Genomic DNA, 14,242 nt, shown 5'->3' with positions numbered 1-14,242 from the left:
AGGCCTGAGTTTTGCTCCACCAGTGCATGCCTCAGAAACAACTCACCGCCCCGGTGCAGCAAGCGCAAGACCTGCTGCAGACAGACGCCTTCATTCCCCACATGCGTCAGGTGGCGCGATGTGAGAGTTCGCTGCAGGAGCTGAGCCTGATGTGGCGGCTCATCGAGTCATCAGCCAAGATGAATTGCCCGCAGGAGGCGCAGGCCCTGCTGCCCATGATGGCTGCGACGCGGGCGGGTTTTGAACAGCTGGAGCAGGATTTGGTGCAGTCCATGGTGGCGCAGGCGGTCGAGGGTGTGGGGCGTGGTTTGCACAGCCAGGCTCAGCATCTGATGGATACGCTGGTGCGCAATCTTTATGAGCGAACGGCCGATGTGGGCTTTCTGGCCACCGATGTGTTGCTTTGCCGCTTTATGGCGGATCTGGATACGCAGACGGATGACGATAAAGCGCAGATTACTGAGCGTCTGTGTGCCTATCGCAGCAAATACACGGTTTACCAGCAGGTGCTGCTACTCGATTGCGAAGGCTATGTGCGGGCAAGCACGCAGGAAGACGGGGCGGTGCAAAGTGAGCCATGCCGGGACCTGCTGATTGAGCAGGCACTGCAAAGCCAAAGCTTTGTGCAGGCATTTGGTGCCACAGACTTGCTGCCAGATCAGTCTCTTGGGCTGATTTATGCCCACCGTATGCTGAGTCCCGTCACGCAAAAGCCTGTGGGCGTGCTGTGCCTGTGTTTTGATTTTGAGGGAGAGATGCAGGGCCTCTGGAATGGGCGACGTTCAGACGCGGCTCATGAGCCCGAAACCAGCATAGCCCTGCTGCTGGATGCGCAAGACCGGGTGCTGGCCAGCAGCGATATGCACTGGATTGGAGTGGGCGTGCTGGTGAGGTCTCGCAAAAATGGTGCAAACCTGCTCTGGATTCATAGTGGTCGCACTTATTTGGTGCAATCGGCACTCTCTGCTGGCTACCAGGGTTACATGGGTCCCCAAGGTTGGCGTGCGCAAATCATGGTGCCGCTTGAGCTGGCGTTTGGCACACATGGGCATAGCGACCTGCAAGCGGTGGATGCGGTGGTGGCGCAGGGCTTGCTGAGTCATGCGCATCGCTTTTGTCCACCTTTGCACGCTATTCGCAGTGCGGCAGACACCATCAGGCGTGTGGTCTGGAACGGGCAAGTCATGACGGCAGGCAAGCAGGCGGACAACACAAGATTGCAGGCCGTTCTGGAGCAGATTGGTGAGACGGGCGCGCGCACCAACGAGGTGTTTACCCAGTCCATTCGCTCGCTCTACAGCACGGTGCTGACGACGGCGCTGGACGATAACAGCTTGCTCACGCGTTTGCTGGTGGATTTGCTGGACCGCAATCTCTACGAACGCGCCAACGACTGCCGCTGGTGGGCGTTGACACTGCAATTGCCAGCTTTGCTGCAAGCGCTGAAAGAAGGCAATGCAGCTGAAAGTGCGAGCGCTGAGGTGTGTGAGTTGCTCACCGCCATTCATGCGCTTTACACCGTGTACCAGCAAATCATGGTGTACGACGTCAGCGGCAAGATTGTGGCGACGAGCCTGCAAGGCGAGGCCGAGGAGGTGTTGACAGGTCGCTTTGTCGATCAGGAGAGCCTGCTCAAAGTGCTGGGCTTGAAAGGCACTCAGGCTTATCACGTCTCTGCATGGCGCCCTTCTGCGCTGCATGAGGGGGCGGGGCCGACTTATGTTTATCACGCTGCCATTCGTTCTCCCAATGGCGAGGTACTGGGTGGGATTGGTCTGGTCTTCCATGCGCAACGCGAGTTTCAGGCCATGCTGCAAGGCGTGCTGGGCTCGCAGATAGAGCATAGAGTGGAGGGTGCTGGCAGCAGGCAGGCCGCGTATCTCAATCGCGCAGGTGTTGTCATGTCTTCATCCTCGGCGCAAATGCTGCCTGGCATGGTGCTGGATTTACCGTCAGACATGCTGGCTTTGCCTGCAGGCCAGAGCCTTTCGCGGGCCATGGCGTACCAAGGCCAGTACTGCGTGGTGGCGGTGACGGCAGGCAGCGGCTACCGCGAGTTCAAGCGCAGCGATGGCTATGAGGAGGATGTTTTGGCCCTGTCCGTACAGACCTTCGGGCCGGTACAGGGGGATGCGCAAGCCGCGGTCTGGCGTCGCAATATCCATGTGCAGAGCCTGCCGTCGGCCACATCCACAGCTGCGGCAAGCATGGAGATGGCGACGTTCTTTGTGGGGCAAAGCGTGCTGGCTCTGGATGCAGCCTGCGTGCTGGAGGCGCAAAGTGCCGCCGAAATTGCTCCCATCTCAGCCGGGCGCCTGCCCCACTGCGTGGGCACATTGGCGCGACGCAGTCAAGGTGCTGTGGCGGGCTATGTCTGGGTGTTTGATCTGGGGGCTTTGCTCTACGGAAAGCCGCTGATCAGAAGCCAGCAAAGTCAGGTGATTGTGCTGGCGCATCAGGGGCTGAAGCTGGGTTTGCTGATCAGCGATCTGGAGGGGGTTGCCAGACTGGATGCGCGGCAGCTGCGCGCTGCGCCTGCGCTGGCCCATTCGGCGGATGCGCTGGTGGACCGCTTGATCCAGGCCAATGGCGGCGATTTGCTGATTCAGTGCTTGAATGTGGCGACGCTGGTGCAAATGCTCAAAGCGCCTGCACCAGTCCAAGTGGCAATGGGCGCTGCGACTTACTGAACCGGGAAGGGGTTTTTTTCGTCGAGGGGGGCGCTGTAGTCGATCACCGGGGTGGTCTTGATCTCGTACTGGCTGCGATCCTTGCCCTCAATCCACTTTGGTGGCTTGCCGCGGCCTGTCCAGCTGGCACCGCTTTCGGGGTCGTAGTACTTGGCTTCGACCTTTTTCTTCTCTTCAGGCTTCCAGGGGAAAACTTGCTGCGAGGTAAAGCCGAAAGTGTCGATCAATTGCTTGATGGTGGCCAGTGCTTCTTTGGCCTCGGTGTGGCGCATTTCTTCAATGCGCTTGTCCAGTTCGTCTTTGCGAGCAATAAGTTCTTTGTAGCTAGGCATCAAGGGATTCCAATGAGTGTGAAGGCCAGCCTGATAGCCGCCTTGTTATTTTTATGCAAAACCACCCATTTTGACGCAAGCTGTTGCTCCACATAGTGTTGAAGTTGCGTACTCGTCATCTGATAAGGGAGTGCACGCTAGTTTGCTGGGTAGCGCGCATCACTCTGAATGCTTTTGATACGGATTAGCTGACGGTTTTCTGGCCGCTGGCCAGTGCTTGCAGGGCGTCACCTGTCATGCGGTAGCGAATCCACTCGGTTTGCGGCAGGGCACCCAGGCTGTCGTAGAACTTCAGGGACGGTGTATTCCAGTCAAGGCAGCTCCATTCAAAGCGGCCGCAGTTCTTGTCGATGGCGATCTGGGCCAGTCGCTGCAGCAGGGCCTTGCCCGCGCCGTGGCCGCGTGCATCGGGGGTGATGTAGAGGTCTTCCAGATACAGGCCATGCTGGCCTTGCCAGGTGGAGTAGTTGAAGAAGTACACCGCAAAGCCCACGGCCTTGCCATCGACCTCGCAAATCAGGCCAAAAACGGCCGGGTGCTCGCAAAACAGCGTGCGGAGCACATGCTCGGGCGTGGCCTTGGCTTCGTCTTCGGCTTTTTCGTAGATCGCCAGCTCACGCACAAAGTGCAGGATGAGGTCGATGTCTTGCTCTGTGGCAGGGCGGATGTTCAACGTGCTCATGATTATTTTTTAGAAAAAAAAGGGTTGCAGCGCTTATTGAATAAGCGCTAGCAGCTATGAATTTTGCGCCTTAAGCGACCTGTCTGGCAGGCTGCTCGCCGTGGATCAGCGTGATGGGCAGGAACTGGCACAGGATCTGGAAGTGGTCTTCAAAAAAGTCCCCTTCCATTTGCGCCAGATCGGCAATCGGCACCCAGCGTGCCAGCGCGGCATCGTCTGCGCCTTGAACGGGCGGTAGGGCGGGCTGCATGCCAAGATCCAGGTAGTGGACATGGGTGATGGTGCGGCCGCGCAGGCTGCGGTCCGGGTGGTCAAACACCTGCACGGCTTGTACGGCGGCCAGCAGATCGGCCTCGCTGATGGAGGAGCAGGTTTCTTCGCGCAACTCACGTACGCAGGATTGCCACAGGCTGTCGCGCTGCTCCAGAAAGCCGCCGGGCAAGGCCCACAGGCCTACACCAGGCGCATGGCCGCGTTGAATCAGCAGCACATGGCCCTGGCCCTTGGCGTGGCAGCGCAGCAAGGCATCCACCGTCACAAACAGAGGGGCGTAAGGGGCCTTGGCCCAAGCCTCTTTATAGGCTTGCAGCATGTGCCACTCTTTTTGCAGGCGCACATACAAAGGCGTGTGGGCCCAGTGACGCAAAAAGGCCAGCGTGCTTTCGGGCATCTGGCTGGAGAGCTTGCCCAGTGCGGCATCCATGGCTTCAGGCGATGCGCTGCCTTCGCCCAGGAAGATGTCACGCAGCGGCGTGGCATCAAACTGGCCCAGACGGGGCAGGCTGATCAGCTCCCAGCCCGGAAAGCGCGCCAGATAGCTGCTGCTGGAGTCTTTGAAGTGGCCCACCAGCGCCACGCTGGCGCCTTCGGGAACATGGGCTTGCACGGCGTCACGCACGGCATTGACCCACAGCGGCTCGTTGTAATAGTCACGCACGGGCACGCACTTAATGCGCTCTGTATCCTCTTTGGATAGCGCGTCTCGCAGCATCTGCGCGCGCTCCTGCCAGCTAAACGGGTTTTTGGGGTTTGGGGCCTGCCAGGCACTGCCCAGCACCACCACCACTTGGCGGGCGCGCTCTAGCGCTGCGTGCAGCAGTGCCATATGCCCGTTGTGCAGTGGCTGAAAGCGGCCAATCAGCACGGCGGTATGCAGGGGCATCGAGATAGGCAGAGTCTCTGGCGCAGCAGAGATGACACGTTTGCTGGCGGTGTGGGAACTGGCTTGAGGCATGAAAGCAAAACCCGTACAGAAATCAGCGCCCGAAGTTGGGCATATTGGCTCAAAGAGGCGCTTGCGCATGTTCATCAAGCGCAAGCTGCTCACTTTTTGATTAAGGCTTACTCATAGTGTGCCGCAATTGGCATTTGCCGGCCGGTGCCAAAGGCGCGAGGGCGCACTCTCAGCATGGGCGGGGCCTGTCTGCGCTTGTACTCGCTGCGGAACACCAGCTTTTGCACACGGGCAATGATCTCGGGCCCGCCGCTCTGGGTGCGCAGCTTTTCCACAAACGCGGCGGCATGGGCGTACTCTTTGCTGGACAGGTGCTGGCCCTCAATATGCCATTTAAGGATTTCATCCAGCACGGCATAGGGCGGCAGGCTGTCCTCGTCCTTCTGGCCTGGGGCCAGCTCGGCCGATGGCGGCTTGTCGATGATAATTTGCGGAATCAGCTCACGGCCCGCGTGGGTGTTGATGTGGCGCGACAGCTCGAAGACCTCGGTCTTGTACAGATCGCCCAGCAAGCCCAGCCCGCCATTGGTGTCGCCATATAGCGTGCAGTAGCCCACCGAGACTTCGGACTTGTTGCCTGTGGTCAGCAGCAGGTGGCCAAAGGCGTTGCTGAATTCCATCAGCGTGGTGCCGCGAGTGCGGGCCTGCAGGTTCTCCAGTGCCAAACCTTGAAGAGCTTCGCCAAAGCTGGCCTCGAACTGGCGCGCGTAGGTGGTGACCAGTTCTTTAATCGGGTGCTCGTACAGCTTGATGCCCAGATTGCGACACAGATCCACCGAGTCATCCACCGAACCGGCTGACGAATAGCTGGACGGCATGGTGATGCCAACCACGTTGTCCGCCCCCAGCGCATCAACGGCCAGAGCCAGTGTCAGCGCCGAATCAATGCCGCCGGAGCTACCCACCACCACCTGCTTGAAGCCGCAGCGGCGCGCATAGTCGCGCAAGCCCAGCACGATTTGCTGGCGGTAGAACTCCATGGTGGACAGGCCTTGCGCGGGCACTGGGCTGAGATTTTGGCCGGTGGCGCTCTGAAAATGCCCGTTGTCACCCAGCTCCAGCGTGTAGATGTCTTCTTCGAAGCGCTTGGCTTCAAACACCACACCGGCTTCGGGTTCGACGGCAAACGATGCGCCGTCAAACACGATCTGGTCCTGGCCGCCGATCTGGTTCACATAGAGGATGGAAAGCTTGTGGCGCGCCGCTGCCTGCGTGAAGACTTCGTGGCGCTGCTCGCGTTTGCCCAGGTGGCTGGGGCTGGCGTTGATGCTGATGACCATGTCCGGCGCAGCGTCGCCCATGCGCACAAAGGGGTTGGTGGCGTAGTCGGCGCCTTGGTCGTTCCAGCCGTCCTCACAGACCAGAAAGCCGACCTGGCAATTACCCACGCGTAGCACCTTGGCCGTGTCTGCGCCGGGCTCGAAGTGGCGGCGCTCGTCAAAGATGTTGTAGGTGGGCAGCAGCTGCTTGTCGTACTGCAGGCGAATCTGCCCGTCTTTGAGCACCAGCAGGCTGTTGTGCAGCGGTTTGCCGGGGCCGTTGTGGCGGGTGGGCGCGCCCACCACCCAGTGAAGATCGGGGAACTGGCGTGTGGCAGACAGCAGGTCTTGCAGGCCAGCGTCAAGCCGCTGCAAAAAGCTGGGCTCATCGAGCATGTCGCCGGGGTAGTAGCCAGACAGCGACAGCTCGGAAAACACCACCAGATCCGCTTTGTCGGCGCTTGCCCTGGCAGCGGCTTCGCTCATGCGGCGGATATTGCCCTGAATGTCGCCCACCATGTAGTTGAGCTGGGCGAGGGTGACTTTCAACATGGCTCTCTCCTGTTGGTCAGACGGTTTCAGGCCTTTTGGCCGCGGGTTCCGCAATGCTGAAAACCTGGCGCAGATAGGCCAGATAGGTTTCGTCGTTGCACAGCGTCTTGCCGGGCGAGTCTGATATTTTGGCAACGGGCTGGCCGTTGGCATGGGTCAGCTTCATCACGATATTGATGGTGGTCAGTCCCATATCGTTGGTCAGGCGGGTGCCGACGCCGAAGCCGCACTGAATACGATCGGCAAAGCGGTGGTACAGGGCCAGTGCGGTGTCCAGATCCAGACCGTCCGAGAAGACAAGGCGCTTGCTTTGCGGTGGAATGCGCAGCTTTTCATAGTGGGCAATGGCTTTTTCACCCCACTCAAACGGGTCTCCAGAGTCGTGGCGCAGGCCATCGAACAGCTTGGCAAAGTACATGTCGAAGTCGGCCAGAAACGCGTCCATGCCCACGGTGTCGGTCAGGGCGATACCCAGATCGCCCCGGTACTCTTGAACCCAGTCTTCCAGTGCTGCCACCTGAAAGTCACGCAGCCGCACGCCCAATGCCTGATAGGTCTGCAGATATTCATGGGCCATGGTGCCGATGGGCACAAGGTTCAGGTCACGCGCCAGCAGTACGTTGGATGTGCCTTTGAACCACTGCGAAGTCTCGTCGGCAAAGGCCTGCACCACCTCGCGCTGCCAGAGGCCGGAATAGCGGCGGCGCACGCCGAAGTCAAACAGTTCAAAGGGGTTGCGCAGCTTGGCCTCCACGGCCAAATGCTTGAGCCGCTCTAGCTTCTGGCTCAGGCGCTGGCGGCCTTCAACGATGGCGGCTTCGGCATCAAAGCGGCGAAAGTACAGCTCGTTGACGATGGCCAGTACGTAAATCTCGAAGCCCATGACGTGGACTTGCGGGCCGCGCGCCTCGATGTGCAGCGTGTCGCCCTCAGCCCATGCCTTGATGAAGGCGCGCTGGAACTGGAAGATGCGCAAAAAGTCGATGAAGTCGCTCTTGATAAAGCGCAGGCTGTCCAGATAGTCCAGATCGTCTTTGCCAAAGCGTAGGCTGCACAGCGCGTCCAGCTCACGCTCCACCTCAGGCAGCAAGCTGGCCAGCGGAAAGGCGGTGGGCGTGCGGCAGACAAATTCGTACACGGCTTCGGTCTGAGGGTGGCGGTGCAGCATGGCTTGCCACATGGTGAATTTGTAGAGGTCGGTGTCCAGCAGATTGGTGATGATCGGGCTCATACCGCTTTCTTTTCAAAAATGTGAGCTGCTAGCGCTTGTCTTGTATGCGCTAGAGGCCTGTTTGTCTCATAAGTTAAAGCTGGCGCTGGTTTCGCAGCGTACACCGATTGCATGCATGTGCTGCAGGAAGGCGGTGTGCGCCGCCTCGAAGCCGCCCACTGGGCTCATGCAGTCTGTCAGCAGCACGATGCGCGAGAAATCGTCGCTGCCCCAGTTGTCCACAATGTGCTCCGTTGTGGCGCGCACGCAGTGGCTGCTGGCCTCACCGGCGATCACCAATTGGGAACTGGCGCGAAGCTGAGCCAGTAGGGCAGTGTTCAGGCCGGTTTCTGGGTCTTGCGTATCGGGGACCTCGGCGCGGATGGCACTGTAGTGCTCGGTCCACGGGTTCATGCCTTTGAATACATGGCGCACGGCGCGGTGCTGCAGGTCTTGCCACCGGCGGCAAGCCGTCAGCACGCTGGCATGCACGCCATGGCCCCAACTGCCAATCTCGCAGTGCAGCGGCCAGACCATCAGCGTGTAGCTGCCTTGTGCCTCTAGTTGATCCAGGTATTGCAGCGTGCGCGACTGCTCTGCTGCATTGCGCGGGGCAAAGTCGCCAGCCCGCATCTGCGCGGCCGTAATCTGGGTGAAGGGCGTGACAGCACTGCCGTCCCGCTGTTGCCAGAAGGCGGGGTGGGCAATGTCGTAGCTCTGGTGCGAATCGAGGGTGAGGGTGATCTGGCCCAGCGTTTCGCCTTGGGCTGCAATCCAGCTGGCGAGACGCTGCATATCCGCATGAGCACCAGCCACGGGCAGGCTGGGTGCTATCACTTGCTCAGTCACCGGCGAGCGAGGCTGCCAGTTCTCAGGCAGGTCGCAGAAGTCATTTTGCGGGTCGATGATGAGTAACTGGGTCTCTGTGTAGCGCATGGTCTTCACCTTCTGAGCGATGTGCAATGCCTGCAGTCTAAATTACTTAAAATATAATTGCAACTAAGTAATTTTGGATGATTGTGAAATAATCATGCCGAAGAAAATGGAGTTGGTAAAAAAATGAATCAAACCACTGAACGCAGAGAAGCCGTGCAGGTCAGCGTCGATGTGGTGCTGCTCACGCTGGCCGAGCAGCAGTTGCATGCCGTGCTGCTGCGCCGCGCCGCTGCGCCATTTGCGGGCGTGTGGGCCTTGCCCGGCGGCTTTATCCACACCGCAGAAGATGCTGACACCAAGGCCAGCGCGGCCCGGGTGCTCCAGACCAAGGTGGGTATTGAAGGCGCGTATCTGGAGCAACTCGCCACTTTCAGCGGCCCGGCGCGTGACCCGCGTGGCTGGTCGGTGGCCGTAGCGTATTGCGCCTTGCTGCCCACGCAGAGCCTGCCGCCGCAGCGAGATGATTTGTGTGTGGTACCCGTGTCGGCCCTGCCGCAGTTGCCCTTTGACCATCGCACCATTCTGGATGCGGCGCTGGCGCGGGTGCGCAGCAAAAGCCTTTATTCCTCGCTGCCCGTGCACTTGTGTGGCGAGACGTTCACGCTGCCGCAGCTGCAACTGGTCTATGAAAACGTCCTGGGTGAGCCTTTGAACAAGGTCAGTTTCAGGCGCAAGATGGATGAGATGGATTGGCTGGAGGCTGTGCCGGGTGCCTTGCAGGGGGGGGCGCACAGGCCGGCTCAGCTCTACCGGGTCAAGCCGGTCTTCCGGCAGGAGCTGGCGCTGAGCCCCCGTGGCTTATGAAGTGAACGTAAAAAATGCCTGCTGAGCAGGCATTTTTATTTGGAAGGAATCTATCAGCCGGTCTAGCTCACTGCGCCTATGCCCAGCAGGGCCAGCACCACAAAGATCACGGCAATCGCAATAAAGATAAAGAACAAAACCTTGGCAATGCCGGCGGCACCTGCGGCTACGCCGGTAAAGCCGAAAACACCGGCCACCAGGGAGATGACGGCAAAAATAATGGCCCACTTGAGCATCGAAGACTCCTTTGTATGAAGCGATGGTTCAAGCCTAAGTGCGTGAGCGCAAGCCTTTAGTGTTCATTTGGGGAAAATTCCCGTAGGTCGAATCTGACAATAAAAAAGTCACCGAAATCTCTTTCGGTGACTTGGAATGACGGTTGGAAGGCTTCTACGCCTTATGGTCCGCGTTCGCATCAGCGCGATGGAACTTGGTCCTCGCAGCGATGCTCCCGCTTTCGCGGGGCCCCTCATCAGTGGTTTACTTCAGACCGGCGGCTGCGCGCAGTTCAGAAGCTTTGTCTGTACGTTCCCAGGTGAACTCGGGCTCTTCGCGGCCGAAGTGGCCGTAAGCCGCAGTCTTGCTGTAGATGGGGCGCAGCAGGTCCAGCATCTGGATGATGCCCTTGGGGCGCAGGTCAAAGTGAGCAGCCACCAGCTTGGCGATTTCCGCATCGGGAATCACGCCTGTGCCTTCGGTGTACACGGTGATGTTCATGGGGCGAGCCACACCAATGGCGTAGGCCACTTGAACCTGGCATTGGCGCGCCAGACCGGCGGCGACCACGTTCTTGGCCACATAGCGCGCTGCGTAAGCAGCCGAGCGGTCTACCTTGGTTGGGTCCTTACCGGAGAATGCGCCGCCGCCGTGGGGGCAAGCACCGCCGTAGGTATCCACAATGATCTTGCGACCGGTCAGGCCGCAATCGCCCTGAGGGCCGCCCACGACGAAACGGCCGGTGGGGTTGATCAGGTACTTGGTGTCCAGCAGCCATTCAGATGGCAGCACGGGCTTGATGATCTCTTCAATGATGGCTTCGGTGAACGAGGCCTTCATCTTGGTCGATGTTTCCGACTGGTCGGGGCTGTGCTGGGTGGACAGCACCACGGTATCGATGCTGTGGGGCTTGCCATCCACATAGCGCAGGGTCACCTGGCTCTTGGCGTCAGGGCGCAGGAAGGGCAGACGGCCATCCTTGCGCAGCTGGGCCTGGCGTTCCATCAGACGGTGTGCGTAATAGATGGGCGCGGGCATCAGCTCGGGCGTTTCGTCGCAGGCGTAGCCAAACATCAGGCCCTGATCACCAGCGCCGGTGTTCAGCTCGTCATCGCTGGCCTTGTCCACGCCTTGGGCGATGTCTTGGCTTTGCTTGTCGTAAGCGACGAGAACCGAGCATCCCTTGTAGTCAATACCGTATTCGGTATTGTCATAGCCGATGCGCTTGATGGTGTCGCGTGCGACCTGGATGTAGTCCACATTCGCGCCAGTGGTGATTTCACCTGCCAATACCACCAGACCGGTGTTGGTCAGTGTCTCGGCTGCCACGCGGCTGTGCGGGTCTTGGGTGAAAATAGCGTCCAGAATCGCATCAGAGATCTGGTCCGCGACCTTGTCGGGGTGACCTTCAGAAACCGATTCCGAGGTAAACAGAAAATCGCTGTTCGCCATTGATATAACTCCTTGTAGCTTGGGCAATTGCGTTGCCTGAGCTTTGAAGTCTGGCGAACGCTTTAGCAGTTTTGTTTTAACGTCGCCCTGCAAGTTGCTCTTTAACTCAGCGACCCTACTATTCTAATGCCTTCCCTGTTTCGACTCTTTGCAGCGCTGCCTTTGTGGCTATTGCACATGCTAGGTGCAGCCATGGGCTGGTTGATTTTGCTTCTTTCGCCGACCTACAGACGCCGTTTTTCGACCAATGCGGCGCAGGCGGGCTACCGCTTTGGGCAGGTGCGCTCTGCGGTCGGCCATGCCGGGCGCATGGTGTTTGAGATGCCGCGCATCTGGCTGGGGAAGGAGTTGCCGCCTTGCAACATCGTCAACGGGGAATGTGTCGAAAAGGCCTATGCACAAGGCAAGGGCCTCGTTTTTTTGACCCCCCATCTGGGCTGCTTCGAGATGTCGGTACAGGCTGCAGCGCAGCGCTGGTCGGCCCAGTATGGCGACATTACCGTGCTCTATCGCCCTGCGCGCCAGAGCTGGCTGGCTGAAATCTTGGAAACCGCGCGCAATCGCCCGGGTGTGCAAGCCGTGCCCACCACGCTGTCTGGTGTGCGGCAAATGATCAAGGCCTTGCGCAAGGGTGAGGCTGTGGGCTTGCTGCCCGACCAGGTACCGCCGGATGGACAAGGCACATGGGCACCATTTTTTGGCCGAGATGCTTACACGATGACGCTGGCGGCCAGGCTGGTGCTGCAAACCGGCGCGGCCGTGGTGCTTGCCCGTTGCGAACGGTTGAGCTGGGGCCGGGGCTACACCCTGTATTTTGAAGAGTGGCCTATGACGGATGCCACCACGCTAGATGCTTGCGTGCTCCAAATCAATCTGGCCATGGAAAAAACCATTCGCCAGTGCCCTGAGCAGTATTTGTGGGGCTACGGCCGCTACAAGCAGCCGCGTGTGGAGCGCAGCGAAGCTGCAGCTGTTGTGAAGTCTGGAGAAAACGCATGAGCGCCAGCAAGATCGCCATTGGCTTCATGCATGTGCTGGCCAAGCTGCCGCTGCCCATGTTGCGCGGTTTGGGCAAATTCATTGGCCGCGTGCTGTTTTTGGTGGCAGGCCAGCGCCGCCGTATTGCGCTGCGGAATTTGGAGCTGTGCTTCCCCGATGTTCCTGAGGCACAGCGCAAAGCATGGGCGAAAGAGTCCTTTGAAGTCTTTTGCCAGACGTTTCTCGACAGAAGCTGGCTTTGGTTTGGATCAGAAGAGCTGGTGCGCAGCCGCGTAAAGCTGGTGGGCGCTACGCATGAGCTAGAAGGCGATGCTCCCACCATCGTCTTTGCACCGCATTTCTACAGCATGGATGCCGGCGGGCTGGCATTGCCGCTCAATACCGAGCGCGAGTTCACCTCCATTTTTGCAACCAATCCCGACCCGGACCTGGACGCCTGGTTCATGGCCGGTCGCCAGCGCTTCGGTAATGTGAAGATGCTCAACCGCGCCGATGGCGTCAAACCTATCATCTCCTGCGTGCGCAAGGGTGGGCTTCTGTATCTGTTGCCCGATATGGACTATGGCAAGAACGACTCGGTCTTTGTGCCGTTCTTTGCAGTGGAGAACACGGCCACGATTCCCTCGCTTTCGCGCTTTGCACGGCTGGGCAAGGCCAAGGTAGTGGCGCTGTACAACCGCATGACGCCTGAAGGCTATGTGGCTGAGCTGACCCCCGCCTGGGAAAACTTCCCTACCGACGACCATGTAGCCGATACGGCCCGCATGAACCGTGAGCTGGAGGCAGCCATCATGACCATGGTTCCGCAGTACTACTGGGTGCACAAACGTTTCAAGACGCGCCCGGATGGCGAGGCATCGCTGTACACCAAAGAATAATGCTCAAAATGGCCTCTAGCCATTGATGAATATGCGCAAGGAGCTTCTGTTTCAGGAGCTGTTTTGCTTTAAGAATTCCGTCAGTGCGCGCCTTACGGCTTCGGGTTGCTCATGCGTTACCCAGTGGCTGCAGCCTTTTAAATGCTCCACCGTCAACTGCGGCACCCATTGTTCCAGCCCATTGAGCAAGGCTGGTTGCAGGGCGATATCGCTATCGCCCCACAGAATGCGCACCGGCACGGGGATATGCAGCATTTCATCGGGCAGGCTCAGGCCGCGAATGTCCTGTAAGTCCTCGGCGCTGCTGTTGGGCTGGGGCGGCACCAACGGGCTGGCTGCGTAAAACATGCAGGCACCATGCACGCCCAAGTCCCAATGCTCTCGGTATTGCTGCTTTAGCTCGGGGGTCAGCCAGACGGGCTGGCTGCCATCGGGGTTCTGAAAAAAGCCCAGCATGCGCTGCCAGCGGTTTTCAGCCAGTAAAGTGGGCGCATCTGGTCTGCGCAGAAAGTGCATGTACTGGCTGGCTGTTTGCTGCGCAGGATTTGTCTGCAGTTCGCGTAAAAAGCTACCGGGATGTGGGGAGTTAAGAATTAACAGTCGCTGCAGCTGCTTGGGGTAGCGGTTGGCCAGGCCCCAGGCTAGGGCTCCGCCCCAGTCATGTGCAATCACGCAGGCGGCGCGGTTCTCGTTACTTTCCAGCGCGATCAAGGCGGCCAGGTCATCAACCAGATGCTTGGCGCGGTAGTCGCTGATGGCGCTGGGCTGGCTGGAGCGGCCATAGCCGCGCAGGTTAGGCGCTACGCAGCGGTAGCTGGCACCAAAGTGCTCCAGCAGCTCATCCCAGATAAAAGCCCCTTCGGGAAAGCCGTGCAGAAACAGCAGAAGAGGCTGGCCGGGCTGGCCGCTGGTGCGGCATTCAAGCGTGATGCCTGTCGCCAGTGGGTGCATGCAAGTCGTAACCATGAAGCTCTCCTGTTTGTAGCTTCTGGCGCTTG

The 14,242-nt window shown here is 59.3% G+C and carries 13 protein-coding genes; 4 read left to right on the top strand and 9 right to left on the bottom strand.

The window, feature by feature from the left end; translation table 11 throughout:
* Nucleotides 1-26: 26 nt before the first annotated feature.
* Nucleotides 27-2,690 carry a chemotaxis protein CheW gene (locus CLU84_RS17405; protein WP_099738783.1) on the top strand — a complete coding sequence of 888 codons (2,664 nt, stop codon included), beginning with the start codon at nt 27-29 and terminating at the stop codon, nt 2,688-2,690.
* On the opposite strand, the gene CLU84_RS17400 is transcribed toward CLU84_RS17405, so the two are convergent.
* The 6 genes from CLU84_RS17400 to CLU84_RS17375 form a co-directional block, all read right to left on the bottom strand.
* Nucleotides 2,684-3,022, bottom strand: coding sequence for an H-NS family nucleoid-associated regulatory protein (locus tag CLU84_RS17400; RefSeq protein WP_099738781.1), 339 nt, complete (start codon nt 3,020-3,022; stop codon nt 2,684-2,686). The genes CLU84_RS17405 and CLU84_RS17400 overlap by 7 nt on opposite strands.
* 184 nt (nt 3,023-3,206) lie before the next feature.
* Nucleotides 3,207-3,704, bottom strand: a complete 498-nt coding sequence (locus tag CLU84_RS17395; RefSeq protein WP_099738779.1) for a GNAT family N-acetyltransferase — start codon at nt 3,702-3,704, stop codon at nt 3,207-3,209.
* A gap of 70 nt (nt 3,705-3,774) precedes the next feature.
* Entirely contained in the window at nt 3,775-4,938 is a 1,164-nt protein-coding gene (locus CLU84_RS17390; protein WP_099739104.1) for a bifunctional nicotinamide-nucleotide adenylyltransferase/Nudix hydroxylase, read from the bottom strand.
* Between the two features lie 107 nt (nt 4,939-5,045).
* Entirely contained in the window at nt 5,046-6,749 is a 1,704-nt protein-coding gene (locus CLU84_RS17385) for an NAD+ synthase (RefSeq protein ID WP_099738777.1), read from the bottom strand.
* Nucleotides 6,750-6,765: 16 nt separating this feature from the next.
* Nucleotides 6,766-7,980 (bottom strand): nicotinate phosphoribosyltransferase, encoded by a 1,215-nt coding sequence (pncB, locus tag CLU84_RS17380; RefSeq protein ID WP_099738775.1) that lies wholly within the window; start codon nt 7,978-7,980, stop codon nt 6,766-6,768.
* Between the two features lie 66 nt (nt 7,981-8,046).
* Complete coding sequence (locus CLU84_RS17375; RefSeq protein ID WP_099739102.1) at nt 8,047-8,895, bottom strand: cysteine hydrolase; 849 nt, start codon at nt 8,893-8,895, stop codon at nt 8,047-8,049.
* A gap of 123 nt (nt 8,896-9,018) precedes the next feature.
* On the opposite strand from CLU84_RS17375, the gene CLU84_RS17370 reads away from it, so the two are divergent.
* The gene (locus tag CLU84_RS17370) at nt 9,019-9,699 is read left to right on the top strand and encodes an NUDIX domain-containing protein (RefSeq protein ID WP_099738774.1); all 681 of its coding nucleotides are present in this window, start codon (nt 9,019-9,021) and stop codon (nt 9,697-9,699) included.
* A gap of 62 nt (nt 9,700-9,761) precedes the next feature.
* Here the strand turns inward: CLU84_RS17370 and CLU84_RS17365 are convergent, their stop codons facing one another.
* A complete protein-coding gene (locus CLU84_RS17365) occupies nt 9,762-9,935 on the bottom strand; it encodes a DUF1328 domain-containing protein (protein WP_099738772.1) in 174 nt (57 codons plus the stop codon).
* 244 nt (nt 9,936-10,179) lie between these two features.
* Nucleotides 10,180-11,367: a methionine adenosyltransferase gene (gene metK / locus CLU84_RS17360; protein WP_099738770.1), complete on the bottom strand. Its 1,188-nt coding sequence runs from the start codon at nt 11,365-11,367 to the stop codon at nt 10,180-10,182.
* Between the two features lie 126 nt (nt 11,368-11,493).
* Here metK and CLU84_RS17355 point away from each other — a divergent pair, with 126 nt between their 5' ends.
* The gene (locus CLU84_RS17355) at nt 11,494-12,366 is read left to right on the top strand and encodes a lysophospholipid acyltransferase family protein (protein ID WP_099738768.1); all 873 of its coding nucleotides are present in this window, start codon (nt 11,494-11,496) and stop codon (nt 12,364-12,366) included.
* Nucleotides 12,363-13,244, top strand: coding sequence for a lysophospholipid acyltransferase family protein (locus CLU84_RS17350; RefSeq protein ID WP_099738766.1), 882 nt, complete (start codon nt 12,363-12,365; stop codon nt 13,242-13,244). Before CLU84_RS17355 ends, CLU84_RS17350 begins: the two co-directional genes overlap by 4 nt.
* A 51-nt stretch (nt 13,245-13,295) precedes the next feature.
* Here CLU84_RS17350 and CLU84_RS17345 read toward each other — a convergent pair whose 3' ends face one another.
* Nucleotides 13,296-14,210 carry an alpha/beta fold hydrolase gene (locus CLU84_RS17345; RefSeq protein WP_099738765.1) on the bottom strand — a complete coding sequence of 305 codons (915 nt, stop codon included), beginning with the start codon at nt 14,208-14,210 and terminating at the stop codon, nt 13,296-13,298.
* Nucleotides 14,211-14,242: the final 32 nt, after the last annotated feature.

Origin of the sequence: Comamonas sp. 26 (genome assembly GCF_002754475.1) — a bacterium.
Taxonomy (GTDB): Bacteria; Pseudomonadota; Gammaproteobacteria; order Burkholderiales; family Burkholderiaceae_C; genus Comamonas.
This window is presented reverse-complemented; position numbering and strand designations above follow the sequence as displayed.